Below are 26,352 nucleotides of genomic sequence, written 5' to 3'. Positions count from 1 at the left end.
TCCTATTTTTAAATATCTAAATCTAAAACGAATCTCTAAGTGCCCACACAGTTTGTCTGATTGATTGTTAAAGAACAAAAAACGACGCGCTGTCTATAAAAAACTACAACGGCGCGTCGTTGTGCCGGCGTATTATAGGCTTTTATGCCCGCCTTGCAACCCCTTTTTGCGATTTTTTTGTAAAAATCTTTTTGAATGGTTATTTTTTAGATCTTTTGTGCAGAAATTAACCCGGGCAGTTCGGCGATAGAATCAAGCACATAATCGGCTTCCCTCTCCCCTTCCGGCGTAATGTCTTTGCCGGTTCGCACTAAAATATTTGTGCCGATTTTCGCGCCTTTTCCCGCCCAAAGATCTTCTATTTTATCGCCGATCATAATGGATCGTTCCGGATCAATTTCCAGTTCTTTAATCCCTTGTAATAACATCCCTGATTTCGGTTTACGGCAATCACAAACTTGCTTAAATTCAGCAATTTTTGCCTCAGGGTGGTGCGGGCAATAATAAATGCCATCTAAATCGACACCACGATCAGCCAACGACCAATCCATCCACTCCGTCAGTTGTAAAAATTGTTGCTCCGTAAAATAGCCTCGGCCAATTCCCGATTGGTTTGTGACCAACACCAACAAGTAACCCATGTCTTTTAATTTTTTTAATGCTTCAATACTGCCGTCAATAAAATGAAAATGATCAATTTCGTGCACATAACCATAGTCAATATTTAACGTACCGTCACGATCTAAAAAAACCGCTTTTTTCATTTTTATTCATCCTGTCTATAAATTATTTTGCTGATTATCTGCTTTATTTTCATGCCGTGCAAACCTTCTGCCATTTTGTTCTAAATGGAAAAAAATAATTATAAGAATATAGCTGATAAATATTGACATAGCATTCTAGACGTCTAGAATACAAAACTCCTTTCGATAAAAAATTAAACACCAAAAGGGCTTATATGATTAAGCTAAAGAATGTCAGTAAAATTTTCGACGTTTCAGGCAAAAAACTGACCGCACTTGATAACGTTTCTTTAGATATTCCGAAAGGATATATCTGTGGCGTTATCGGTGCATCCGGTGCCGGCAAAAGCACCCTGATTCGTTGCGTTAACCTGTTAGAAAAACCGACCATAGGAGCCGTGATCATTGACGGCAACGATCTCACCCAACTCAGTGACGCGGAACTCGTATTAGAACGCCGTAATATCGGCATGATCTTTCAGCATTTTAATTTATTAAGCTGCCGTACCGTTTTCGGCAATGTCGCTCTGCCTTTAGAATTGGAAAATACGCCAAAAGAAAACATTGAAAGCAAAGTCAACAAATTACTTTCTTTAGTCGGCTTAAGTGATAAAAAAAATGTTTATCCATCGAATTTGTCCGGCGGCCAAAAGCAACGCGTTGCCATTGCCCGTGCACTTGCAAGCAATCCTAAAGTGTTATTGTGCGACGAAGCCACCAGCGCACTGGATCCGGCAACTACACAATCCATTTTAAAATTATTAAAAGAAATCAACCGCACTTTAGGCATCACAATCCTGTTAATCACGCACGAAATGGATGTGGTCAAACGCATTTGCGATTCGGTGGCGATTATCGATCAAGGTAAATTAGTGGAACAAGGCTCCGTCAGCGATATTTTCTCTAATCCGAAAACCGAGCTGGCACAACAATTTATTCGTTCGACCTTCAACGTCAATTTGCCTGACGAATATTTAGATAATCTGTTACAAACGCCAAAACACGCCAAATCCTACCCGATTATTAAATTTGAATTCACCGGTCGCTCCGTAGATGCGCCTTTGTTATCGCAGACCTCGAAAAAATTCGGGGTGGAATTAAGCATTTTAACATCACAAATTGAATATGCCGGCGGTGTAAAGTTCGGTTTTACCGTCGCAGAAGTAGAAGGTGATGAAGACGCCATTACCCAAGCAAAAATCTATTTAATGGAAAATAACGTACGCGTTGAGGTGCTCGGCTATGTGGAATGATTTTTTAACGCAACTTACGCCCCAAATGTGGCACGCGGTGTGGGTTTCCACTTATGAAACCGTGTATATCAGCTTTGCCTCCACGTTTCTGGCGGTGCTCGTCGGTTTACCCTTCGGCGTGCTGACATTCCTGACCGGCAAAGGCGAAATTTTACAAAATTCCCGCTTAAATCTGATACTCAACATCGTGATTAATATCGGACGTTCAATTCCGTTCATTATTCTGTTAATTATTTTGTTGCCGTTTACCCGTTTTGTGTTGAACACCACCCTCGGCACCACTGCTGCCATTATTCCACTGAGTATTTGTGCCATGCCGTTTGTAGCGCGTTTAACCGCCAACGCCCTGGTTGAAATCCCGAAAGGCTTAACGGAAGCGGCAAAAGCCATGGGCGCCACCAATTGGCAGATCATCCGTAAATTCTATTTGCCGGAAGCTTTGCCAACACTCATTAACGGCATCACCCTGACACTGGTCACCCTTGTGGGCTATTCCGCCATGGCAGGTATCGTCGGCGGCGGTGGCTTGGGCAGCCTTGCCATTAACTACGGTGAATATCGCAATATGGCCTATGTAAAATGGGTTGCCACCATTATTATCGTGGTATTCGTCATGATTTCACAAAAACTTGGCGATGACTTGGCAAAACGTGTCGATCATCGTTAATCAACTTCACACTGACATAAAAAGGGGATCTTTTATGAATTTGAAAAAATTATTAGGCGTAGCAACATTAGCCTTCGTATTCGCCTTAACGGCTTGCAATGAAGAGAAAAAAACGGAAGCCGCACCGGCAGCAGAAGCCCCGGCAAAAATCAAAGTGGGCGTGATGGCAGGACCGGAGCACCAAGTGGCTGAAATCGCGGCGAAAGTGGCAAAAGAAAAATATAACTTAGACGTAGAATATGTTTTATTCAATGACTACGCCTTGCCAAACACTGCGGTATCTAAAGGCGATTTAGACGTTAACGCAATGCAACACAAACCGTATTTAGACAAGGATTCCCAAGCGAAAGGATTGAACAACTTACTGATCGTGGGTAATACCTTCGTTTACCCGTTAGCCGGTTATTCAAAAAAAATCAAAAACGTAAATGATTTACAAGACGGTGCTGTAGTTGCAGTACCAAATGATCCGAGTAATCTTGCCCGTGCGTTGATTCTGTTGGAAAAACAAGGATTAATTAAATTAAAAGATCCAACCAACCTGTTCTCCACTTCTATAGATATCGTTGAAAACCCGAAAAATTTACAAATCAAAGAAGTGGATACCTCCGTTGCGGCGCGTGCGTTAGATGACGTTGACTTGGCGGTGGTGAATAACAACTACGCCGGTCAAGTAGGTTTAAATGCGCAAGATCATGGCGTATTTGTGGAAGATAAAGATTCGCCGTATGTAAATATTATCGTGGCACGGACCGATAACAAAGACAGCAGAGCCGTACAGGATTTCGTGAAAGCCTACCAAACCCCGGAAGTGGAACAAGAAGCGAAAAAACACTTTAAAGACGGCGTGGTAAAAGGCTGGTAATTTGAAGCCCCGCGAAAAACACCGTAAAATATGACCGCACTTTTCAGCTCCCAAGGGCAAAAAGTGCGGTTATTCTTTTGAGTGTTTTTTAAGGAGAAAATTAAGATGAAAGTCACCAGTTCAGCTATTGAAAACGGGCATTTTGCCGACCAATACGGCAAACGGGGCAATCAGTTCAGCCCAAACGGTATGCCCACCTACTCCATTCCCTTTGAAATCACCGACGCGCCCGCCGGCACGAAATCCTTCGCCGTGGTGCTGGAAGACAAAGATGCCATCACGGCTTCAGGTTTTGTCTGGATCCACTGGTTGATTGCCGATTTAGCACGCACTTCCGTGCAGGAAAATGAAAGCCAAACCGCCACGGATTTTGTGCAGGGTGCAAACAGCTGGGCAAGCGCGCTAGGCAAATTCGACATCAAAGAAGCCTCCGCCTACGGCGGCATGGCGCCACCAAATTCCAATCATCGTTATGAACTGTATGTGTATGCGTTGGATACTAAACTGAACCTGCCACAAGGCTTTCGCTTCAATGACTTACATTACGCCATGCAAGGGCATATTCTGGCAGAAGCCTATTTAGTGGGCTGGTATAACGTTTAATCCGCCCAAAATCGTCCATCAAATCCTCGCGTCGTGCCGAGGATTTTTTATGGGCGCTTTTAGCCGGCAAGGTTTATGCTTATAATGAACCGCTTATTTTTATTCCACCGAGAACATCATGTTAGATATTGTTTTATACGAACCGGAAATTCCGCAGAACACAGGAAATATCATTCGCTTATGCGCCAACACCGGATTTCGGTTACATTTAATCGAGCCCTTGGGATTCACCTGGGACGACAAGAAATTACGCCGCTCCGGCTTGGATTACCACGAATTCGCGGAAATCAAAAAGCACAAAACGTTTGAAGCATTTTTGCAAAGCGAACAGCCCAAACGCCTGTTTGCACTCACCACCAAAGGCACGCCGGCACACAGCGAAGTGAAATTCGCATTGGGGGATTATTTAATGTTCGGTCCCGAAACCCGCGGCATTCCGATGGCCATTTTAAATACGATGCCGCCGGAACAAAAAATCCGCATTCCCATGACGGCTAATAGCCGTAGCATGAATCTTTCCAACTCCGTTGCCGTCACCGTATATGAAGCCTGGCGCCAGCTGGGTTATGAAGGCGCGGTGAATATCAACCAATAACACATTTAAACCGGCAACAAAAAGCCCATCCTGTGATGGGCTTAAATATCTTTAAAAGTGCGGTATTTTTTCACGATGTTTTTTAACTCAAATATCTACCGCGCTTTCAGTGCTTCCGCCATATTTTCCTGCAATTGTGCCAACATGGCGTAACGCTTGCGATACATCGAGCGTTTGTTACTCGGAATATCGTCCATCTTCTTGGTTTCAAAATGCAATGGCAGTTCCCAATAATCTTTTAACGTTCCTGCAGATTCGGCGAAAATCGCATCATAATCCACCACATAACGCTTACTTTGCACGATGCGGGATTTGTTTTGATATTTATGCGGAATCCCCCACAACGCGGTATAGCCCAGAACATGGGTAAGGGCTTTCATGGCTTCCACCATCAAATAGGCAGGGCGTAAACCGTGGCATTTTTTCGTCAGCGATTTCACCATTTCCTTCGAGCCGTCAAAGTTCGGACCTTGAATTACGGCAATCAACAAGGCTTTTTGCACCCGCCCGAAGGTCAGCAAATAAATCAATTCCTGTGTCGGCTTATAGCGTAACTCCAACGCCCAATAACCTTCCATCGCCTGATAATCGTTTATCGTTAAATATAATTCAAAATCGGCAATCACTTCGCCGAAACAAATCGGCTGTTGCCATAAAGGAGATAAGTGAAGTGCGGTCAGTTTTTCCGGTAAAAATGTCAGGTTATCGCACATTTCTTCAAAACGTTGTTGCGTGTTAAAACGCTTATCCAAAAAGCGATGAACCAAGGGATAGCTGAAACTCGGGCGCGCATTAAGCAACGTCACCAACAACGGATTTTGGTTTACAAAACGCTCAAATTTTTTAATGGCTTGCCAATGTAACAGAGAACGTAAATAATAGCGAAAACGCTTCATACGATAAGATTTTTTACCTTGATCCGGATATAACAAAAGCGGATCAGGCCATTGATAAGGACGTTGTTCGGTCATGTGTAGTTTTTACAGAATAAAAAATTGGCGCGTATTTTCGCATAATCCCTTCTTTTTTGCATTTTTTTATCGTTTTTTTCGTGTCGATAAAGTATGCTAGCCGCCAAATTATCATTGTTGAACACGAGAAAACCATGTCGGATATTAAACTGAATTATCACAAAACCCATTTTCTAACCAGCTCGCCTAATCTGAAAAGTTTGCCGGAAGACACCGGCATTGAAATCGCCTTTGCCGGTCGCTCCAACGCAGGGAAATCCACGGCGCTGAACGCCTTAACCAATCAAAAAAACCTTGCCCGCACCTCTAAAACGCCGGGGCGCACCCAGCTAATTAATTTATTTGAAGTGGAACCGCAATGTAAATTGGTGGATTTGCCGGGCTATGGTTATGCCGCCGTACCGGAGCAAATGAAATTGCAATGGCAGCAGGTACTGGGCGAGTACTTACAGAAACGCGAATGCCTTGCCGGTATTGTCATTTTGATGGATATTCGTCATCCGCTTAAAGATGTGGATCAGCAAATGATTGAATGGGCGGTGGCGTCCCAACTGCCGGTGTTATTGCTGTTAACCAAAGCGGATAAATTAAGCCAAAGTGAACGCAGCAAACAGGTAAAAATGGTGCGTGAAGCGATTTTACCGTTCCAAGGCGACATTCAGGTAGAAGCCTTTTCTGCGTTAAAACGCACCGGTATCGATCGCCTGGCGGCAACATTAGACGGGTGGTTTGCGCCGGTTTTTGCCTAAAAAAGATGATTTCTGCGATCCCGATCGCAAAAAAGTGCGGTATGAATTTCTTTCCTTTCGCACTTTTTTTATGTTGTCGCTCCGTATTCCCTGTTCAGTATTACGGAGCCAAACATGTCTTTAGCCATCGTTTACAGCCGCGCATCCATGGGCGTTCAGGCGCCGTTGGTCACCATTGAAGTGCATTTAAGTAACGGTAAACCCGGTTTCACCCTCGTCGGCTTGCCGGAAAAAACCGTCAAAGAAGCCCAAGATCGGGTGCGTAGCGCCTTACTCAACGCCGAATTCAGATACCCCGCCAAACGCGTTACCGTCAACCTCGCCCCCGCCGATTTACCCAAAGAAGGCGGACGCTTCGATTTGCCCATAGCCATCGGTATGCTTGCCGCTTCCGGTTATATTGATGCAGAAAAACTGAAACAATTTGAATTTATCGGCGAGCTCGCCCTCACCGGGCAATTACGCGCAGTGCAAGGCGTCATTCCCGCTGTTAAAATTACAAATAACTGTCAAACGATACAAATAATTGTCGCCTTATAACCCAAATCATTTATAATCTACTTACCTATTTAAGTGGCTGAAAAGGAAGTGGATTATGTCATATTTCAACGAAAATAAATTAGAGAAAGTTCGCTGGCGTTGTTCGCTTAATTTAGAAAAGTATTTTGAAAAACCTCTTCGCGGTTTTTACAATAAAGAGCATGAGTATGTTGCCACTTGGTATGAAAATCGTCTTTCTCTAGATAAATCTAAAACACTCGTTGAAGTCACTTTTATCAATTTAACCAATCCTACCTATATAAACAAGAAAACAGGTGAAGAATGTCAAAGTTTCTTTCGGATTGCTTTGCCTATCAATTACCTGCATAAAGTTCCATTCGGCAGCATCTGGAAAAACGGTGAATCAGAATGTAAGTTCAAACTTAAAGAGTTTAAAGTTACCTTTTCAAAGAGCAAAGGATTGGCTTATAAGGCGCTTTGGACGGATAAGGAATCACCACATCCATTTGAAGCGGATAAATATGTTCATTCGTCTTATTTGAGAACATTTAAAGGGGACGGAAATCGGTTACTTGTTATTAAGCCTGAAGGTGATAGTAAGTCTTATATCGTTCATCCACTACATTTCTTTATGGCTCACTACGGCTATTCTAGCGAGTTAAAACGTATATTGATTACGGATAACTGGAGCAAGGTTGAGAAGAAGTTACGTCTGAATGAGTTTTTCAAAGAAAAGGGTGTATTCGTACCAAATAACCTTTCCACGAAAGATGCGGTATTTCTTTATCACTTGAAATATGATGCTTATACGAAAAAGGTGGTGAAAAGTGTAATGGCTGACGTTATTCTTTCCAAAGGTAAAGAAAAACCGAATTACCTCATTCCTTGCTGGCACGACAAACCAATCATGCTTTCATTCTATGGTATTGAGTTAGGAAATTCAGTGCTTTGCTGCCAAATTACAGGGATTAGCCAACCACAAGGCGAGCCAATTAACCTTTATTACCATTCTGCAATAAAAACAAATAAAGGTGGTAAAGGACAAAAAGACGGAGAACCTCAATACAGAACGCGAAAACAAGAGCGAGAACATGAACTTGAAAAGCCCGATATTGCATTAGATAACGTGAATAACCTTGTAACGGCTGATGTTATTGAACATCTGAAATTACTTGGTGAAGAGCGAACAATTAACCGTATTCAGCTTGTTCAAGAAGCTGAAAAAGGTGGCAAAGTTAAATTCTTAAATTATGATGAACCAGAAAATTACGGTGTAGGTGAGAAACAAGGGAAAACAGGTAATACAGGTATGGCTAACTGCTTCTATGATATTCCTAGTAATCAAGAAATTGAAGGTAAATCACGCCTCAATACCGTTTGGGAACACGCTAAACGCCTACGCAACGAACAAGGTGCGAAGGTCTATTGGTACACACCTAAACTAGGGTTTAACGAAAGCGATAAGTTTACGTTAGTTTCATTAGACGAAATCCTTGATTCTCTGGAACAATACTATCCAGCCGCAGCGTTAATATTGCGAGTAGATGTGCAACAAAGAACATTTTTTGTACTAAGTTTCCCTGCTCGAAATGAAAAAGAGAACTCAGGTTTTAGTAGTGTTGTTTACGAAACTCAAAATATTCAACAATTCTTGTCAAGCGAAGGTGACGTTTATAGCCGAAATGATAATCTATTTAAGTTATTTATTGAAATCGTATCAAGCGGGGGCGTAAATAGCGATTACGTTGATTCTAAAGACGGGAAAATGTCGTTATTTAGACATAAGGAGGCTAAAAAGACAAATAATAATTGGGTTTGGAACGGTATCATTAAATTGCTCTAATACAAGAGAGTAATGAATAAAAAATCTTACGTTATCTTTTTAACCATTTTATATTTTGGCTAAAAAAGAAAGAAAATAGGATTATTCCATAATGTTGGAGAAGTGAAAATCAATTTAAAATGTGATTCACATCACAATATTTTAAGGTTGATATTTACTATCAATAAAAATAAATAAAGTCTAGTAGTACAAATATTTTAAATAATTATCTTACAGGGAGAATACATATGTCTGGCAGCGGTAATAGTGATTTTTCAAATAACCCGATCTTTAATAATGGTATAGGAGGCTTTGAAGGAGGTAATAGTGCGTCATCATGTGAATTACTACAAAAAAGCACTCAATTAATATCACCACAACCCAAAACTATAGAAAGCTTACTTATTGGAGATCGTTTAACTTTACAGATAAACAAACAAGAAGGATTTACATCTATTGAAGCATACAAAAATGATGATAGAGCGGGAGGGATTGTACTTCCACAACTCCTCACTTGCATGGAGAACGGTCATAAATATATAGCTATTGTAGAAAGTATTATTGAAGGACAAGTTCAAGTATCTATCAAACATATCTGAGTCTTAATTATGTCAAATAATAAATGTATTACTGTTATTGGTGGTGTATATATTGAGCGGTGCGCTTGGCCACATTGGGATGAATTATACGGTTCTGGAGGAAGGGCTCTATCAGTCTTACAGTCCCTAGGCTGTGCTACAAAGCTATATTCTTGTTTAAATAAAGATAGTGCTAACATTTTACAAGCGAGAGCTGGAATCTATAAAACTTCCTTCGAAATATGCTCTTCTTTAAAAGAAAGTTATCGCCCGATAAAATTTCACTATTTACACGGGCTATCCACTCCTCAAATTAGCGCAATAACAACTGAATTTGCTCAACAAAATGAAATTATAGAAGACAATATTCTTGTATTTGGAATGCTTGAAGGTAATCCTACTATTTCTGGGAACAAAGTTGTTTATGACCCTCAAAATCCGATTTCTCCCAAGGACTTCTCTGAAAATGGTTCAACTGCAAACGAACTTGCTATTGTTTTAAATACAAATGAGGCATATAAATTAATAAAAAATAGAAATTTATCCCTAGATGAAATTGCTTATGAATTAATTAAAAACAAGGCTAAAGTAGTCATAATCAAGCAAGGAGTTAGAGGAGTTAATATTTATCAAAAACTAAATGATAGATATATTAAGAAGGATAGTGTTCCTTGTTATTTTACAAAAAACGTATGGAAAATCGGTTCTGGTGATTGTTTCTCTGCCCATTTTGCATATCAATGGATATATGAAGGGAAAACACCTACTGAAGCTGCAGAGTTAGCTTCTAAAGCTACATGAAACAAGAGGATATCCAAGCTTTGAGGAATTTACTAACTGGAAAAATCGAGTACAACCCATAACACATAGACATTCTGAGAAAAAAGTAACTGTATATTTAACTGGTCCTTTTTTTACTCTTTCACAGATATGGCTTATTAATGAAACTAGAAGGTTATTGAGTGAGATGGGACTGATAGTATTTTCACCATATCATGAAATTGGAACTGGAGATGCTATAATGGTCGTACCTAAAGATATAGATGGAATAAATAATTCAGATATTATATTTGCCATCTTTGATGGAAAAGATTCTGGGACTATTTTTGAAATAGGATACGCTACAGCAAAGAATAAACCTGTTATTGTCTATAATGAAAATGAAAAATCAGAAGACTTAAAGATGATGGAAGGGACAGATTGTATAGTTATTAAAGACTATGTAAGTGCTATTTACCGCACCCTATGGGAAAGCCAAAAATTATAGTAAAAAAGATTAACTAATTTCTAAGGAAAAATAAAATGAAGTCCGCGATCTTATTATCCGGAGGAATGGACTCCCTTAGTCTAGCTTGGTGGAAAAGGCCAAATGTAGCGTTCACAATAGATTATGGGCAACGTGCAGCAAAAACAGAAATAGCCGTATCAAAGAAAATATGTGAAGAATTAAAAATTGAGCACCATATTATTAATGTTGATCTCTCTGCTCTAGGTTCAGGAGATTTATTAGGGATACAGCAAAATGTAAATGCTCCGTCTACCGATTGGTGGCCATATAGGAATCAGATGTTAATAACATTAGCAGCGATGAAGGCCATCTCATTAAATATAGATGAGTTATGGATAGGTAGTGTGAAATCTGATAGTTACCACATTGATGGTAGTCCCAAATTTATAGATGCAATGGATCATCTTGTAAGTATGCAAGAAGGATACATAAGAATAAAAGCTCCAGCCATTCATTTGACAACGGAGGAATTAATAATAACATCGGGGGTCCCGAAATCATTTCTCTCATGGGCACATAGCTGTCATAAGTCTAATATAGCTTGCGGTAAGTGTAGAGGATGTAATAAATATTTTGAGGTATGGAGTCATATTTATGAAAAAATGGACTGATTTAGGCATACCCACTCCCAAAAAAAGCATTATCCCGTATATGCCAATTACTTGGGATGAGGAAACTGCATATTCACTCTATCAATATGTGCAAATTGAAGAAAAAATTGACTTTCAACAAGTAATTCTTAGTAGATGTTCTAATTATACTTTTTCAGAGATACAACTTAGAGATATTGCTAATATTTTATACCTAACCAATATCGTGAAATCTTTATCTAACAGTGAATATGGTTTTTTATTATCCAAAAGGCCTATTCCATCAGCAGGAGCGATACATCCTATTCATATCTTCTTAATATCGCATCTTCACAAAAATTTGTTAAGATTTGACCCTTTTAGCTTTACCCTGAATGCTGTTCAATCAGAAATTAATATAAATACGATAAGAAACGAGGTAAATACCATAGTGGATGTTCAAGATGGAACAATAGTATTACTGGGAGCTGAATACGGGAAAACAGCTGCGAAATATGACAACCCAGATAGTCTAATCTGGAGAGATTCAGGCATCCTACTATGTGGATTACATATGGCTGCTACATACCTAAACATGTCATTCTGCCCCTTAGGAATTACTGGCGAGCCATGGGTAAGCAAACTATCAGAACAATCTAATTTGTTTGGAGTGGGAGTTGCTATTTTCGGTAGAAATACTGTCCCATGATAGTGCCTGAGTACTCTTTCTTTTTCTAAATATATTTGTTGTCAGCATCATATCATACCAAATAGTAGCATCCAATTCTGAAGTACGCACCCCAAGTGCTTGGGCAAATTCTAAAAACTGCTCCTCTAACTTTAAATAATTTTTTTCAACTGTTAAATTAGTATCAAAAAACTTCGCTACCCTTCCCGCTCTTAATATATGGACATCTAAGATAGCAACATCATCAGCATCAAGCCAATTTCTTGCTATCCAAGACGCCGTTTTATAACCAATTCCTTGTATTTGTAATAACCAATTTCTTAATTGTTTACCATTACCAAATGGTGGGTTGGTTTCTTTCAGAAATTTTAGAGCTTCAGCGAGATAATATGATTTTTGTTTTGCAAAACGATATTTAACTTTTTTTCCATTAATTTGTAATGGTTTAGACAGCAAGTTAAAAATAACTTCTTTATCTGTTGGCATATCAGAAAATACATTCTGAGATTTGAGGTAGTGAAACGCAGCCAAACCAACATATGCAGGTATACCATACCCACCTAAAAGACAAGCGCATACTTCTTCAATAAATGATTCTCCCAGCCGGTATTTGGGAGTGTTATTTAATTCTCGGTTAGATAATACTCGGTAATACCAATAGGCTGGAGAAGGAAATTGTTCAATTTTCCCCCAAACTACACCTGGAAGAACCTCATTCTCTGGGGCGGGGAGGGATAATAACTGCATACAAGAACTATCTGAAAAAACAGCTGCTATTTGTTTCATTTTTATAAACCTACTTTAGATATATTTTTTATTAAGTATTTCCAAAATATAATCTCGCTCAATCGGATCCATTAACTCAAATTTTTGAATCAAACGATTAAGGCGTTTTTTGATAGTATATCTTTCTCGAAAATTAGCTCCTAAAAAAGAAGCATCATGTAGTTTGTCAGCAGGGGGGAAATTAAGCCACACACATTCCTCTCTCACTCCATTGTGAGTTTTAGAAAAAAATTTTTCTTTTCTCCAAAGCGATAATTTCTCATCATATAACTCATTTTCATATCCAGAAATCATAACCATGCAAGGAATTTTGCATAATAAATCCAATAACTCCCCATGCTGCTCATCAGTGTATTCATATTTATATATTTTTTGTCTTCTTCTAGTTGAAAGAACATATGGAGGATCACAATATACTAACTCTTTCCCAGTAAACAGGTACTTAGTTAGAAACGCCAATGCATCATTATTAAAAAACTTATGATTTTCAGGAGAATAACCAATCCATGATTGAATAACATCAAAATCTAGATCTATTCCAATATTTTTTAGTGCTGGTTTTTTATTTCGTAGTACTGCACCACTACCAAGATGAGTTTCAATATATACGTCATGCGGAGGCATTAAATTAATGATTTTTTGGAAACATTTACCTTTTCCACCTGGATATGTCATATTCCCTCCGTCTACCAATTAAAATAATTATCTCCATAATTGAAGATGATGTCAAATATTTAGGGGCTCATTCGGTGCTAGGGAATTTGTCACTAATGATGTTTGAAGCGAAAAAATATGCTTATCACATTAAATGTGTTTTTACGGCGTTGTAGGATTTTGAACCACCACCTTCAAATAAATCTAGATTTTAGAGTATAAAACTTGTTTCATATTCACATATAAATCATACTAGCCAACAAAAATTTAATGGCCTCATAAGGATAACCCCATGACATTACGCTCGGATTCCAAAACACTTGTTGCCTCATCAGGAAGCACCAAAAGTGCGGTTGAAAAAACAGCTAAATCCTCTTCCGGCATTTCCATTCCTACGCTTAATGATGTTGCCTCCCTTGCCGGTAAAATCAAGCCGGTGGCGGCAATTACCGGTGATAAGAAACTGACAAAACGAGCGGCACGGGTTCAGGAACGGGTGGCTCAGGTACAACAGGGTGTGGCGATTGGCAAAGAGGTGATTCAACGGGTTCAACAATGGGGCAAAAAGCCGCCACTCGTCGGTATCGGCGGTGAAGTCGGTGGTACACCGTCCGTTCAGGATGCCTTATCAGCTTTACTTGGGCGTTCTCCAAGCGGTCTGCAATTCACTTTTCACTCGGCGGGCGTATCGTCTGACAGCTTTGAAGTATTAGGTTTTGATTTATGGGATGGTTACAGCGAGCCTTTTACGCTACATCTTGAACTCAGCAGTAAGAATGATGCCATTCCCTTTGTCGCCGTGTTGGACAATGAGGCTTATCTCACGTTCTGGCAAGATGGCGAACAGGTAAGACGCCTCACCGGTATTGTCAACCAATTTGAACAAGGTGACAGCGGTTTTCATAACACCTTCTATCGTTTGCAACTGCGCCCTACCCTTTGGCGTTTGGGACTGCGTTCAAATTCCCGCATCTTCCAACAAAAAGACCTGCAAACCATTCTCGCTACCCTGCTTGATGAAAATAAAGTCACCGACTATCGCTTTATGCTACGTGACTCCCACCCCGAGCGCGAGTTCTGTGTGCAATACCGTGAAACCGACTTAGCCTTCTTTGAACGCTTGGCGGCGGAAGAAGGGCTGTTCTATTACTTTGATGAACAAAGCCGGTTGGTTATCAGTGATGATGCCTCCACATTAAACAACGAAAAAGCCATCACCTTAAACTACAACCCCAATAAAAACGCCCAACTACAAGAAAACACGCTTAGTCGCTTTGCCCACAGTGAACGGGTGCGGGTGTCTCAGGCGGTGTTAAAAGACTACACCTTTAAAAAGCCTCTGTGGGAAGCCACTTTCACGGAAGAAGCCAAAGACCTTGAGGCGCAACGTGCCATGTATGAGCATTATGACTTTCCGGGGCGCTTTAAAGACGGACGGGGTAAACAATATAGCCGTTATCGGTTGGAGAGCTTACGTCGTGATGCCCATAGCGGACGCGGGGAGAGTAACAGTCCGTTGTTAATGGCGGGTGGTTTAATTAACTTACAGAGTCATCCTAATGCCGCCTTTAATACCTTATGGCAATTAAGCCAGGTGCACTATCATGCCGAACAGGCGCAGGGGGCTCAGGGGGAAGCCGGTGAACGCGGCACCCATTTAACCGCCGCCTTTGAATGCTTACCACGCCACCAGACCTGGCGTCCCTTACAACGCACCAAGCCGTTGGTAGAAGGACCGCAGCCGGCTATTGTGACCGGTCCGAAGGGGGAGGAGATTTATACCGATAACTTTGGACGGGTGCGGTTACAATTCTTATGGGACAGGGAAGGCAAGTATGATGACCACAGTTCTTGTTGGGTGCGGGTAACCCAACCTTGGGCGGGTAAAGGCTGGGGGATGGTGGCGATTCCTCGGGTCGGTCATGAGGTGATGGTAGACTTTTTAGAAGGCGACCCCGACCAGCCGATAGTCACCGGGCGAACCTACCATGCGAATATGCCGTTGCCGGCCAAATTACCACAAAACAAAACCCAGATGCATCTGATGTCACAGACCTATAAGGGCGGTGGTTATAATGGGATGATGATGGAAGATGAGCAGGGTAAACAACGCTTGGACTTCCAGGCTCAGCGGGATATGAATACCTTAGTGCTCAATGACCGTGCCACTAATGTGGGCGGGAATCACAAAGAAACCGTCAAAGGCGAACAGAAAGTTAGTGTCGGCAAAGCCCGTTATAAAGAAGTGGCGGGAGAGGAAACCCAAACCATTGACGAGGCGCAAATCATTACTGTAGGCAAGGATTATCAGTTAATCGCCAATAACGGTCCGGTGTCAATGACATCCAAGGCGGATAATGTGATATTTGAGACCGCCGGTGCACGTCTTACCCTATTTAAGAACGGGAATATTCAACTGGAAGGGAAGTCGGTGTGTATTAATGGTAAGCTCATTGACTTGAATCCGGGTGGGGCGGCGACATCGAGTGCTGAAGCTGATTCTGCGCCGGCTTCGGATGACGGTGGCGACGGAGGTGCTCGTGGCGGTGGTGCTGGTGGCGGTTCTGGAGGTGGCGGTGGTGGCGCTTCTGGTGGTAACGATTCTAGTGGTGCTGAGACTGAGAATTCTGACAATAACACAGATGATAGTGGCTTTAACGGAGGAGTTGGAGCTTTTGCTGGAGCCGGAGCAAATGGTTCGGCCAATACAAACGAATCCATTCCTTGTAAAGCAGCTACCGCAGTGGGTCGACCGGTCAACCCTATTCTTGGATTAAAATTACTTACTAATGAAGTGGATTTCGCCTTTGCGGGATTAATGCCATTAGTTTGGTCTCGTAGTTATTATTCCGACCAAATGGGCACAGGTTGGCTAGGACAAGGTTGGTCAGTACCGGGCTGTCAGCATATTGAACGACAAACACGCGGCTTGGTTTATATTGATGAACAAGGTCGCGAACTGTTACTTCCTGCACTAACCGCAGGAAGCCAAGAAATTTATCATCAGGCTGAACAAATTTGGATTCAATACAATGAATCAGGCGAAATTATTATCGCCTCTTTAGATAACCGAAGGGTTGCAAAGCTCTATTGTCGGGCTTGCCAAGGGCACAATGACGCTGCGCGATGCACTGCTTAATCTCGCCAACACGATTTTAAATGCAATTATCCAGCTTGAGGCTAAGCGACTTGCTATGCAGTTAACCGGTGCGGGAAGCAGCCTTTTAGGCTCCATCGGCAGTGCAGTGGGTGGGGCGCTTACCGCCGCAACCGGCGGCTATATCCGCGGTCCGGGCACCGGCACATCGGATTCTATCCCTGCCCGCTTATCGGACGGGGAGTATGTAGTGAAAGCGGCGTCTGTGGCGCACTACGGTGTGGGATTTATGCATGCCATTAACCGCCGCCAATTGCGCTCATTTGCACAAGGCGGTCCGGTATCGGTGCCCCCGCTGCCAAATTACCGTGAGCCCGGCTTAAGTCAATCGCTGCGTGAAGGGCGCAGTGGTGCGCAAGTGGTGGCATCGCCGGTTAGTATCCAGCAAACGCTGGCTGTTGACAGTGCGGAGCTGTTTACCGCGGGGATTAACACAAACGCCGGCGCAAAAGCGGTATTAACCTTGATTCGCGCAAACAAAGAGACATTAAAACAAGATTTTAGTTGAGGTAACTATGGCATATAAAACCGGCACCGCCAAAAATGAGCGCGATTTGCTTGATATTTTAAACACATTTTTAACTACCGACCCTAAGCTTACAGCAAACGGGCAGGCATGGACGCTGTTGTTTGACCGCACATTGCCCGCCACCGCAACGGAAGCCGAGCGCCGCCAAATTACGTGGAAATCCACCGGAACGGGCATCGGGCAAGATATTTATATTGGCGCCGAAACCATCAACAACATTGCGCAGGATACTTACAACATTAACTTTTACGGCGGCACCTTTTTTAATCGGTCAATGGTAACCAATCCGGTGTTTACCAATGGGATTGTTAATCGCTCGCCCGGCGTGGCGTTATGTGCCAATGGGCGCGATTTTGCTTATCACATGGTAGCCGATGGTCGTCATTTTAAACTGCTGACCGTGATCGAAAAGGTTTGTTGCACCGCTTATTGCGGGTTTGTTTTGCCTAATGTGCCGCCGACCGAATACCCTTATCCGCTTTGTATCGCAGGCTGTGCCCAGGCGGGACTGACCCGCTTTTCGGTAGCCAATGATGATATTTCTTCTATTTCGTCCGCGCGCAACAAAAATTGCTGGTTACTGACACCGGACCAAAGCTGGCGCGATTTTGTCTACAGTGATTCCGCGCGCGGTAAAAATGCCGACAGTACCAAGCAAGGCATCCACCCGATTTACAGTAACGCAATAGCCAATAAAGACATATTAAGTAAAATGGCGGCGGTTAATAATCACTATCCGCTCACTCAGGTAGAGCTTTACTCCACCGCGGAATCATCGCAAGGCATGAATCGTTGGGGGCAATGGATGGCATCTACTGGCTGCCCGGCATCGGTACATTAGCATTGGATACAATCAAAACTAAGGATGGACGCAAGCTTATCGTGTTTAACGACGCCTATCGGGTGACAACTACCAGTTATTTTGCAATGGAGATCGAATAATGGCTTATCAAACCGGCACCGCCGGCAATATCGCAGCCCTTTTTGAAAAATTAGCCGATTTTATTAAACCACTTAATTGGCAGGTGGTGCATCAATCGGCGGACAAGCTTTATCTGGAGCAGCTTAAAACACATAAATTTTGGGCAATTGAATACCAGCCAACGCCGGGCAGAGTCGAGCGTAAAGATGTTATCTATATTATGCCGTGCAGCGCAATTGATAAAGATAAAGGCGCTCTTGAACAACCCGGCAGCCCGAATCAAAAAGGCAATGCAGAAAATCAGATGGAGACCTCGGTCAATCTTTTTAGCGACGGTCCGTTTGTCAGTTACGATTTTATGGCAACGGAAGACTATATCCACGTCGTTTTTGAGCGCGAAGCGCGATTGTATCGTCATTTTGGTTTGGGTCAATTAATTAAAGATATTGATTTTGAGGGCGGAGAATATGCTTACGGCACATGGCTTTATAGCGAAAATGAATCGCGCAATAACTCCAATTTGTGCGTCTACGGCATGGGTCAGGGCTATGATATTTATTCGTCCGTACTTCGAGCGGAGGCGCTAGCCGGTGAAAGCCGCAGCCCGTGGTATTTTTGCGGTGCCAACCGAGCCGACAATACCACTGCGGGCGTGCATTTTTTCGGCACTAACACCGGTGCGATGTTAGGCCGCTCTGTCGGGCATACTGCCGATGATGTGCTAACCGCCATCTCAAACTCAACCTTGGGGCAGGTGGTGATGCCGAATCCCAACGTCATCACCGCGCATTTGCGCAATGATACTTACGCCCGCTTGGGCATTGTACCTGACCGTTATCATGTAAACATGTACGGCATCATCCCGCGCACAATCTTAACCATTAATGCTCAAAAATGGTTAATTATCCCGGCGAGCGGCTATCACAACGATTTGGATTGGCGGGTTAAAGAGTTGCCGGATTCGAGCGGACGCCATGGTGTCGCCTATCGGCTTGTGGAGTAAGTGATGGCAGCGCATCAGGGTTATTTTTTAACTAAGCTTAACGCCGGTACGGCATTATTTAAAACCGGACTGGTCACCTACCGCAGTGATAAATGGCGGATTAAAGCCCCGTTTAAAGTCTATAACGCGCATTTTATCGGCAATCAAGAAGCGGATGTTACGCACCAATCGGGCGGTTATATCACGCCCAATTTTTACCTTGATTTATATCGCCGCATTGTGGTTATCCCGCACACGGTAAATCTGGGTGCAATCTCTACCGACCAGACCTTTAACGTGCAAATTTGGAACGCCAACCGCAGTGCGGTGAAGCTTTTATCGGTGTCTGTTGTCGGCGGCGAGGGGATTAAGTTAGAGGGTCCGACATCAGGCATATTTAACCCGCTGGCGCTTAAAAAATGGACGGTTAAGGTTGGCATGCAGGGCCCGCCCACTATTGATTGCGTGGTTACCTTTAATTTTTTGGGCAAAAGCGCGGTTACGCTGCGCATTATAGGCTCGCGTTCAACGGATTGGTCGTTTATGCCCGATTGGTCGCAAGAGGTGACCGAAAATCTGGAGTGGCTCACATCGGTACATCAATCGGTCACCGCCGCAGAGCAGCGCATTGCCCGCCGTCTGTCGCCGCGCCGTACGTTTGAGTTTAAAGTAAGTTTATCGGATGTTGAGCGCCAGCACTTTGAAGCGGCGCTCTATGGTTATGGCTCGCGCGTATGGTCGGTGCCGATTTTTACCGACAGCGCGCAGTTGTTGCAAAATGTGCAACAGGGCGCCACAGAGCTTGCTATTAACGCCGCAGGCTATGATTTTGCCATCGGCGGGCGCGCGATTTTGATAACAGGAAGCAGTAGAGAAATGGTCGAAATCAGCGCCGTTGAACCAAGTAAAATCAAGCTCAAACGCGCGGTCGTGGGCAATTATGAGCGCACTTTAACCACGGTTTATCCGCTCCGTTCGGCGGTGCTGACCGACATGCCGCAGGTGCGCCGTATAAGTGATGGGGTGTCAACCGCACAAATCCGCTTGCAATTACATGAGCACAACGGCTGGTCTGATGATGTGAGCTATTTGCCGACTTATCGCAATCACCCGGTGCTCGAACCGACATCGGATTGGTCGGAAGACATCACCGCGCAATATGCCAGACTGATTAAAACACTGGATAACAAAACGGGCTTACCGCACTACTTAGACACTGCCAAGCGCGCCATGCAAATCACCGCCCATCGTTTTATTACAACAGGGCGGGAAGAACAACGCAAGCTGCGCAATCTGTTTTATTACCTGCGCGGGCGTCAGCGGGCGATTTGGGTGGCGACATCAAGCACCGATGTGACGCCGGTAGGCGACATTTTGGGCAAAGCCTTAGATATTGCTTACATCAACTACACCGGTGCATTGCAAAAGCAAACGGGGCGGCAGGATGTACGCATTGAGTGCACCGACAATCGCATTTTTTACCGTCGCATTGTATCTTCCGCCGTGGTTGACTCAAGCACCGAGCGGCTGGCATTTGACGGCGACACCATCAATATTAAGCAAAATGAGATTTTAAAGATTTCATTTTTGACCCTCTCCCGCTTGGAGAGCGACACGGTGAGCTGGGTGCATCATACCGACGCCGATGGCACGGCAACGGTTAACGTGAGCTTTCGCGGGGTGCGTGATGAACTTGAGCCGTAACTGTTAATTTAACCGCACTTTAAACCCCATTTAAACCGGATTTAAACAGGATTTAAACATGAGCTATTTAGACAAGACGCATTCTATTGCCGATGGTCAGCCCGTCGATTTGTATCAATTTGTGCGCGGCGAGAACGAAAAAATCTGGCGCTTTTGTAATGCCGACAAAGACTTAGAGATTAACGGTCAGCAGTGGCTTGCCACCGCCATCGCCGACCAACGCGACGGTAATAGTGAGGGCAAAATTACAATTAAAATCCCGAGCAATAACCCGGTGGCGCGTCTGTATCGCGGACTGCCGCCAAGTCAAACGGTCAAGCTTACCATTATGCGGCTAAACTGGGGTGATTCGGAGATTCGCATTGTCTGGGTGGGGACTATTGTGGAGGCTAACCGCCCAAGTATTGAGACTACGCAATTAGTTTCCGCCGGGCTTTCCGAGACCATGGAAAGCGCCGGCTTGCGCTTGACCTGGGGGCGTAACTGCCCTTATACGCTTTACGATACGGATTGCAAAGTCAAGCCCGGTAATTTTGTGGTGGCAGGGCTTACAATCAGTGCGATGGACGGGGCGTCCATTACCGTAAATCTGCCGGCAAACCTGCCACAAGGTTGGTTTAATGCGGGTTTTATCGAGTGGCAGGATGATGGTGTGCGCGAGGTGCGTGCCGTGACCATGCATCAAAATAACAAGCTGACATTGATGGGTGGCACACAAAAGCTTTCAATCGGCACGGTCATTAAAGTCTATCCCGGTTGTGACGGAAGGGCGCAAACCTGTCTTAAAAAATTTAACAATATGCTTAATTTCGGCGGCATTCCGCATATGCCGACCAAATCGCCGTATGACGGTTCACGGGTGTTTTAGGGGGATTTATTATGTTTGCATCAATTGCCTGGGCGGTGGTTAAAATCGTCGCCTATGCCGTTGCCAGTTACTACATTAATCGGGCGTTCGGTAAGCGCGGTAGTAACGAACCGGAGGCGGCAAGCGCCAAGGATTTTAACTTCCCGCAAATCGATGAGGGCACGCCGCAATGCGTGTTTTTCGGCGATTGTTGGACAGAGGATTGGCAGGTGCTGGCCTATGGCAACTACCGCACGAGCGAGATTAAAAAAGGGTAAATTATGGATAACATTACTATCACAATGCAAGACATGCGCCGGGTGGATTTTTGTCCTTCGGGTGTCGAGGCATTTTTTCTGCGTGAGGGCTTGGATTATGCCGATTTTTTACAGCATGGCATTGATTCAGACCTGCTTTTAAATACCGGTAGTGTATTTGCCCGCAAATGTGTTGGTGCGGCACTTGAAGCGCACAAGGGAGATAAATAATGGGCGGTAAAAAAGGCAAGTCGGTGACCGTTGGTTACCGTTATTATTGGGATATTCAAAGCGGCCTCGGGCGCGGTCCGGTGGACGAGATTGTAGAGCTGCGGGTCGATGATAAAACCGCATACGTCGGCAAATCGGGCGAGCTCACGCACTCGCAAGCGATTTATGTTGATAAACCCAACTTATTCGGCGGTGATAACACGGGTGGTGAGGGCGGCATTCAGGGGCGGATGGAAATCCTGATGGGTGAGCCGGACCAAAAGCCCACCCAAATGCTGATTAATCTGCTTAAAGGGGTGTATAACCCGTCGGCGGCAAATAATCAAGCCGGGCGCGGGCGCAAGCGCTTAAAAAAAGACGGGCAGCGTAATAAATTTTTTCAGCATGGCAATGTGACGCCCGGTAATGTGGCAACAGACGAGACTATCCCGGGCTTTCGTGGCATTGTCACTACCGTGTTTTCAGGCCTTATCAGCTGCTATAACGCATATCCCAAAAAACACAGCTACCGTCTGCGCCGTGCCCTCAAAGGCTGGCACAATGGGGTATGGTACCCGGAAAAATGCAAAATCGTGCTGCGTAATGACAATCTCAAAATTAAGGGGGTAACAGCCGAGCAAGAAGAAAATTTACGAGAGATTCATGCCATGAACCCGGCGCATATACTGGTTGAATGCGCCACCAATAAAAGCTGGGGCGGCAGAAAAGAGCTATCGGAGCTTGATTTGGACAGCTATAAAAAAGCGGCAGATACGCTTTATGACGAGGGATTCGGGTTGTGTATCCGCTACAATCGGCAAACCTCAATTAAGGAGTTTATTAAGCAAATCGTTGACCATATTGGCGCGGCGCAATACGACAATGTCGAGACCGGCAAGCAGGCGATTAAATTGATTCGGCAAGACTACAACGTCGCCGATTTGCCGCTGTTTAGCTATGATAACGGGATTGTTGCGGTGCTTGATGATGACAGCGCCGCAACCGATAAGCAGGCAAATCAAATCATCGTCAAATACCGTGAGCCCGTGACAAACCGTGAGGACCAGGCGATAGCCAATAATATTGCTGCGGTGCAAATGCACGGCGTCATCAGCAAAACAGTTGAGTATAAAGGCGTGCCGACCTTTGATCTAGCCGCGCGCCTGGCGCAGCGCGATTTAGAGATGATTGCAAGCGGTCTTACCCGTCTTAAAATCACCTTTGACATGCGAGGCAGTGAGTTGCGCCCTGGTGATGTTATCCGTCTTAATCTGCCGGAGCGCGATATTGTTGATGTGGTATTTCGCATAGGCGAGCTCAAAAACGGCGGCAATGAGGGCGAGATTGTGGCAACCTGCCTGCAAGACGTATTCGGACTTCCGGCAGCCAACTACTCAACGCAAAAAGGCGAATCCCTTTATATTCCGCCCGATTACACCGCCAAGCCGATTGAGCAGGCGCGGCTTTTCGAGGTTCCGTATCACGTGCTACCGCTGGTGCTATCCGACGCCGAGCGTGCGTTTATTAAGCCGACGGATTGTTTTGTCTGGAGCCTGGGCGCGCAACCAAGCGCGCTTTCTGTCGGCTACGACATGCTGGTTAACGTGGGCGCAGGCTATACACAAACCGCTACAGGCTCATTCACGCCTTTTATTCGCTTGGCAGATGCCGCAGGCGCTTATCAAACAACCCTTAAATTTAAACTTGAGGGCGATTATGCGGCGCTTGATAACGCCGAAGCGATTATGATTGATGATGAGATTATCAAGATTGATTCGGTGGATTTTAACGCCGGCACAATGACCGTCGGGCGCGGTTGTGCAGATACTATCCCGCAGCCACATAAAGCGGATGCCATGGCCTGGTGCTATCTGCTTGCCGCCGGCACGGACGAAACAAAATACACTGTGGGCGAAAATATTAAGGCTAAGCTACTCACCCGCACCGCCCAGCAAACGCTGGACGAAGAAAAAGCAGCAGAATTAACGCTGACCACCCGACAACGTCAGGCACGCCCTTATCCGCCAGGCAATGTACGTATAGATGGCAGTTACACCAATGCTATTCGCGATGGTTCATCTTTTAAGCTGACCTGGGCGCACCGTGACCGTGACGTGCAAGCCGAGAAGCTCATTGCGCACACCGAGGATAGTACCGTCCGGGGTGAGGGCGTCAGCTACAAACTGGAGTTATTAGACGGCGACACCGTGGTGCGCTCAATTGACACCACGGACACCCAATTTGACTATAGCAATAAGGGCTTACGCACAGCCATGATTGACCCATTAGGCAACCGTACCACCTTTAACTATAACGCCGACAATCAGTTAGCAAGCCGTGTTGACTGCTCCGGCAATATAACTCAATTGGAATACAACGATGATGGTTTACTCACCACCGTCATTGACGCATTGGGTCAAAAAACACACTACATCTATAACAATAATCATCAGCTCATTCAAACAACCTATGCAGACGGTAGCCAAGAACAGTTTACTTATGATACCGCAGGACGTTTAATCACCTATACCGACGGCAAAGGTAACCAAACCGAATATGAGTATAGCGTCGATGATTTACCGGTTAGCCGTAAAAATGCCTTGGGTCACACGTTTGCTTACACCTACGACAACGCCAGACGCTTAGTTCAACTCACCAATGAAAACCTTGTCACCTATCGCTTCGATTATGACCCGATGAACCGTTTAACCGCCGAAATCGGCTTTGACAACCGCAAAACCGTTTATCATTACAACGAAAAAGGTGAACTGGCCACCCAACAGGAATTCGGTACGGATAACCATAAACAGGTGTTGCGTACCACCGAATTTAAACGAGATAAACTGGGTCGAGTCATTGCCGAACAGATTCAACAGTTTGACGGTCAAACCCAACAAACGAGCTATCACTATGACCAACTCGGCAGACTAAGTCAGTTAGAGGATGAGCAAACGACAATACACTTTACTTACGACAATGTAGGCAGAGTCATTGAACATCATTTATCAGATAAAAACGACCACAGCCAAGTGATGCGTTATACCTATGACGCTAACGGCAACCGATTGAAAACCAAATTGCCGAATGGTGAACAGATTGATTATCACTACTATGGTAGCGGGCACTTATCCACAATCAAATTCAACGACCGCTTAATCAGCGACATCACCCGAGATAAACTGCACCGTGAAGTCTCGCGTACACAAGGCAAACTGGTCAAATTGGACGCTATCGGCAGATTAGAAGAACAGTTAGCGACGCTGGAGCAGCAAACAACCCAACAAGCCCTTGTCAATCGAACTTATCGTTATAACGAGGTGGGCAACCTAATACAAAGCCGTGATTTACGCATGGGCAATCAGGATTACTATTACGACAAACTCGGTCAACTGACCATGACCGGCAATGAAGTCTTCGCCTTTGACCCGGCGCATAACCTGATTGAGCGGGAAAGCGAGAAACGTCTAAACAACCAACTACACGAATACCAAGGCATCACTTATTACTATGACGAGTTTGGCAACTTAAGCCAACGTAAACGCAATAACGGTGAAGTACAAACCTATTCCTACAATGCTAAAGACCGGCTGATTAAAGCGGTGATTCAAAGACCGAATCAAAAGGCGGAAACCTGGCATTATCAATACGATGTGCTTGGCAGACGAATGATAAAAGTGCGGTCGGAAAACGGCGCGTTTCTAGCACACACAATGACTGAATTTATGTGGGATGGTAGCCATCTGGTGCAAGAAATCAATCGTGAAAATGACCGCACTTTCAGCTATATTTACCGCAGCCCACAAAGCTACGAGCCGTTGGCGCAGGTGTGCACGGACAACAAACAAAACCATACACAAACGCGCTACTTCCATTGCGACCAGATTGGTGTGCCACGGGAATTAACGGATGAGAACGGCAATCTTTGTTGGTATGGTGATTACCTCGGCTGGGGCAAACTACGTAACAGCCACAACCTCATGGCGAACGTACATCAACCGTTCCGCCTACAAAACCAGTATGCTGATGAAGAAACCGGCTTACATTACAACTTCTTCCGCTACTATGACCCGTATATTGGGCGTTTTACACAGCAGGATCCGATTGGGCTTGCCGGAGGGAATAACCTATATAGGTTTGAGGGCGCGGTACAGAATCAAACCGATCCACTGGGATTATTTGCACCAGTACTTGCGGCACCTTGGATTTTGGAAGGATTAGCCTATGCCGGTACAGCTATGGCGGGCATTCTTATTGGCGTAGGTATAATGGATGCTAAGGAAGAGTATGATAAGGCTCAGGCTCAATCTGCCGCAGAAATTGAAGCGTCTAAATGTGAAAAAGAACGCAAAAGACGTTGTAAGAAGTGGGGGACTGGAACACCCAGGCTAGAAATATAGTTAATATTAATCGTA

At 44.3% G+C, this 26,352-nt stretch carries 24 protein-coding genes and 2 pseudogenes; 22 read left to right on the top strand and 4 right to left on the bottom strand.

The features are described 5' to 3' along the window. Nucleotides 1-206: 206 nt before the first annotated feature. Complete coding sequence (gmhB, locus tag DK423_RS08710) at nucleotides 207-764, bottom strand: D-glycero-beta-D-manno-heptose 1,7-bisphosphate 7-phosphatase (protein ID WP_061886592.1); 558 nt, start codon at nucleotides 762-764, stop codon at nucleotides 207-209. Between the two features lie 194 nt (nucleotides 765-958). On the opposite strand from gmhB, the gene metN reads away from it, so the two are divergent. From metN to trmL, 5 genes are all read left to right on the top strand, one after another. Beyond that, complete coding sequence (metN, locus tag DK423_RS08705; RefSeq protein ID WP_005559256.1) at nucleotides 959-1,996, top strand: methionine ABC transporter ATP-binding protein MetN; 1,038 nt, start codon at nucleotides 959-961, stop codon at nucleotides 1,994-1,996. Then, entirely contained in the window at nucleotides 1,986-2,663 is a 678-nt protein-coding gene (locus DK423_RS08700) for a methionine ABC transporter permease (protein WP_005559255.1), read from the top strand. The genes metN and DK423_RS08700 overlap by 11 nt, the downstream gene beginning before the upstream one ends. A gap of 34 nt (nucleotides 2,664-2,697) precedes the next feature. Next, nucleotides 2,698-3,528 carry a MetQ/NlpA family lipoprotein gene (locus DK423_RS08695; RefSeq protein ID WP_005559253.1) on the top strand — a complete coding sequence of 277 codons (831 nt, stop codon included), beginning with the start codon at nucleotides 2,698-2,700 and terminating at the stop codon, nucleotides 3,526-3,528. Between the two features lie 105 nt (nucleotides 3,529-3,633). Then, complete coding sequence (locus DK423_RS08690; protein WP_005559251.1) at nucleotides 3,634-4,131, top strand: YbhB/YbcL family Raf kinase inhibitor-like protein; 498 nt, start codon at nucleotides 3,634-3,636, stop codon at nucleotides 4,129-4,131. A 118-nt stretch (nucleotides 4,132-4,249) separates the two neighbouring features. Further along, the gene (trmL, locus tag DK423_RS08685; RefSeq protein ID WP_005559249.1) at nucleotides 4,250-4,726 is read left to right on the top strand and encodes a tRNA (uridine(34)/cytosine(34)/5-carboxymethylaminomethyluridine(34)-2'-O)-methyltransferase TrmL; all 477 of its coding nucleotides are present in this window, start codon (nucleotides 4,250-4,252) and stop codon (nucleotides 4,724-4,726) included. Nucleotides 4,727-4,821: 95 nt separating this feature from the next. Here the strand turns inward: trmL and DK423_RS08680 are convergent, their stop codons facing one another. Then, complete coding sequence (locus DK423_RS08680; RefSeq protein WP_061885984.1) at nucleotides 4,822-5,697, bottom strand: VirK/YbjX family protein; 876 nt, start codon at nucleotides 5,695-5,697, stop codon at nucleotides 4,822-4,824. A gap of 134 nt (nucleotides 5,698-5,831) precedes the next feature. Between DK423_RS08680 and yihA the strand changes: the two genes are divergently transcribed. From yihA to DK423_RS11050, 8 genes and pseudogenes are all read left to right on the top strand, one after another. Beyond that, a complete protein-coding gene (yihA, locus tag DK423_RS08675; RefSeq protein ID WP_005559241.1) occupies nucleotides 5,832-6,446 on the top strand; it encodes a ribosome biogenesis GTP-binding protein YihA/YsxC in 615 nt (204 codons plus the stop codon). Nucleotides 6,447-6,560: 114 nt separating this feature from the next. Beyond that, nucleotides 6,561-6,980 (top strand): annotated as a pseudogene (locus DK423_RS08670) (magnesium chelatase domain-containing protein); the annotation flags it as partial. A 61-nt stretch (nucleotides 6,981-7,041) separates the two neighbouring features. Next, a complete protein-coding gene (locus tag DK423_RS08665; protein ID WP_061886717.1) occupies nucleotides 7,042-8,790 on the top strand; it encodes a hypothetical protein in 1,749 nt (582 codons plus the stop codon). A 227-nt stretch (nucleotides 8,791-9,017) separates the two neighbouring features. Next, entirely contained in the window at nucleotides 9,018-9,368 is a 351-nt protein-coding gene (locus tag DK423_RS08660; RefSeq protein ID WP_005585358.1) for a hypothetical protein, read from the top strand. 9 nt (nucleotides 9,369-9,377) lie between these two features. Next, nucleotides 9,378-10,148: a carbohydrate kinase family protein gene (locus tag DK423_RS11400; protein ID WP_233428322.1), complete on the top strand. Its 771-nt coding sequence runs from the start codon at nucleotides 9,378-9,380 to the stop codon at nucleotides 10,146-10,148. Nucleotides 10,149-10,206: 58 nt separating this feature from the next. Next, on the top strand, nucleotides 10,207-10,614 hold the full coding sequence (locus tag DK423_RS11395) for a nucleoside 2-deoxyribosyltransferase (RefSeq protein WP_325048018.1): 408 nt from the start codon (nucleotides 10,207-10,209) through the stop codon (nucleotides 10,612-10,614). A gap of 35 nt (nucleotides 10,615-10,649) precedes the next feature. Continuing rightward, nucleotides 10,650-11,246 carry a 7-cyano-7-deazaguanine synthase gene (locus tag DK423_RS08650; RefSeq protein ID WP_005559235.1) on the top strand — a complete coding sequence of 199 codons (597 nt, stop codon included), beginning with the start codon at nucleotides 10,650-10,652 and terminating at the stop codon, nucleotides 11,244-11,246. Continuing rightward, the gene (locus DK423_RS11050; RefSeq protein WP_005593449.1) at nucleotides 11,230-11,913 is read left to right on the top strand and encodes a nitroreductase family protein; all 684 of its coding nucleotides are present in this window, start codon (nucleotides 11,230-11,232) and stop codon (nucleotides 11,911-11,913) included. Before DK423_RS08650 ends, DK423_RS11050 begins: the two co-directional genes overlap by 17 nt. Here DK423_RS11050 and DK423_RS08645 read toward each other — a convergent pair. After that, a complete protein-coding gene (locus DK423_RS08645; RefSeq protein WP_005559233.1) occupies nucleotides 11,851-12,678 on the bottom strand; it encodes an 8-oxoguanine DNA glycosylase in 828 nt (275 codons plus the stop codon). The two genes, DK423_RS11050 and DK423_RS08645, sit on opposite strands and share 63 nt — an antisense overlap. Before the next feature lie 15 nt (nucleotides 12,679-12,693). Next, nucleotides 12,694-13,353, bottom strand: coding sequence for a DNA adenine methylase (locus DK423_RS08640; protein WP_005559230.1), 660 nt, complete (start codon nucleotides 13,351-13,353; stop codon nucleotides 12,694-12,696). A 271-nt stretch (nucleotides 13,354-13,624) separates the two neighbouring features. Here DK423_RS08640 and tssI point away from each other — a divergent pair, with 271 nt between their 5' ends. From tssI to DK423_RS11610, 9 genes and pseudogenes are all read left to right on the top strand, one after another. After that, complete coding sequence (gene tssI, locus DK423_RS11525; RefSeq protein WP_267895862.1) at nucleotides 13,625-16,471, top strand: type VI secretion system tip protein TssI/VgrG; 2,847 nt, start codon at nucleotides 13,625-13,627, stop codon at nucleotides 16,469-16,471. Further along, a complete protein-coding gene (locus tag DK423_RS08630) occupies nucleotides 16,446-16,997 on the top strand; it encodes a hypothetical protein (protein ID WP_061886716.1) in 552 nt (183 codons plus the stop codon). The genes tssI and DK423_RS08630 overlap by 26 nt, the downstream gene beginning before the upstream one ends. Nucleotides 16,998-17,004: 7 nt before the next feature. Then, a pseudogene (locus DK423_RS08625) lies at nucleotides 17,005-17,960 on the top strand (hypothetical protein). After that, entirely contained in the window at nucleotides 17,960-18,943 is a 984-nt protein-coding gene (locus tag DK423_RS08620) for a hypothetical protein (protein ID WP_061886714.1), read from the top strand. The pseudogene DK423_RS08625 and the gene DK423_RS08620 overlap by 1 nt, the downstream one beginning before the upstream one ends. A 3-nt stretch (nucleotides 18,944-18,946) precedes the next feature. Beyond that, nucleotides 18,947-20,626 carry a hypothetical protein gene (locus DK423_RS08615; protein WP_061886713.1) on the top strand — a complete coding sequence of 560 codons (1,680 nt, stop codon included), beginning with the start codon at nucleotides 18,947-18,949 and terminating at the stop codon, nucleotides 20,624-20,626. Between the two features lie 58 nt (nucleotides 20,627-20,684). Further along, on the top strand, nucleotides 20,685-21,494 hold the full coding sequence (locus DK423_RS08610) for a phage BR0599 family protein (protein WP_109043957.1): 810 nt from the start codon (nucleotides 20,685-20,687) through the stop codon (nucleotides 21,492-21,494). 11 nt (nucleotides 21,495-21,505) lie between these two features. Beyond that, nucleotides 21,506-21,751 carry a hypothetical protein gene (locus DK423_RS08605; RefSeq protein WP_109043956.1) on the top strand — a complete coding sequence of 82 codons (246 nt, stop codon included), beginning with the start codon at nucleotides 21,506-21,508 and terminating at the stop codon, nucleotides 21,749-21,751. Between the two features lie 3 nt (nucleotides 21,752-21,754). After that, on the top strand, nucleotides 21,755-21,961 hold the full coding sequence (locus DK423_RS08600) for a hypothetical protein (RefSeq protein WP_045009121.1): 207 nt from the start codon (nucleotides 21,755-21,757) through the stop codon (nucleotides 21,959-21,961). Next, nucleotides 21,961-26,337: an RHS repeat-associated core domain-containing protein gene (locus tag DK423_RS11610; protein WP_325048016.1), complete on the top strand. Its 4,377-nt coding sequence runs from the start codon at nucleotides 21,961-21,963 to the stop codon at nucleotides 26,335-26,337. The genes DK423_RS08600 and DK423_RS11610 overlap by 1 nt, the downstream gene beginning before the upstream one ends. The last annotated feature ends 15 nt before the right edge of the window (nucleotides 26,338-26,352 follow it).

The organism is Aggregatibacter actinomycetemcomitans (genome assembly GCF_003130205.1).
Classification (GTDB): Bacteria; Pseudomonadota; Gammaproteobacteria; order Enterobacterales; family Pasteurellaceae; genus Aggregatibacter; species Aggregatibacter actinomycetemcomitans_A.
Note: the sequence above shows the minus strand (reverse complement) of the source record. Positions and strands in the feature narration are given on the sequence as shown.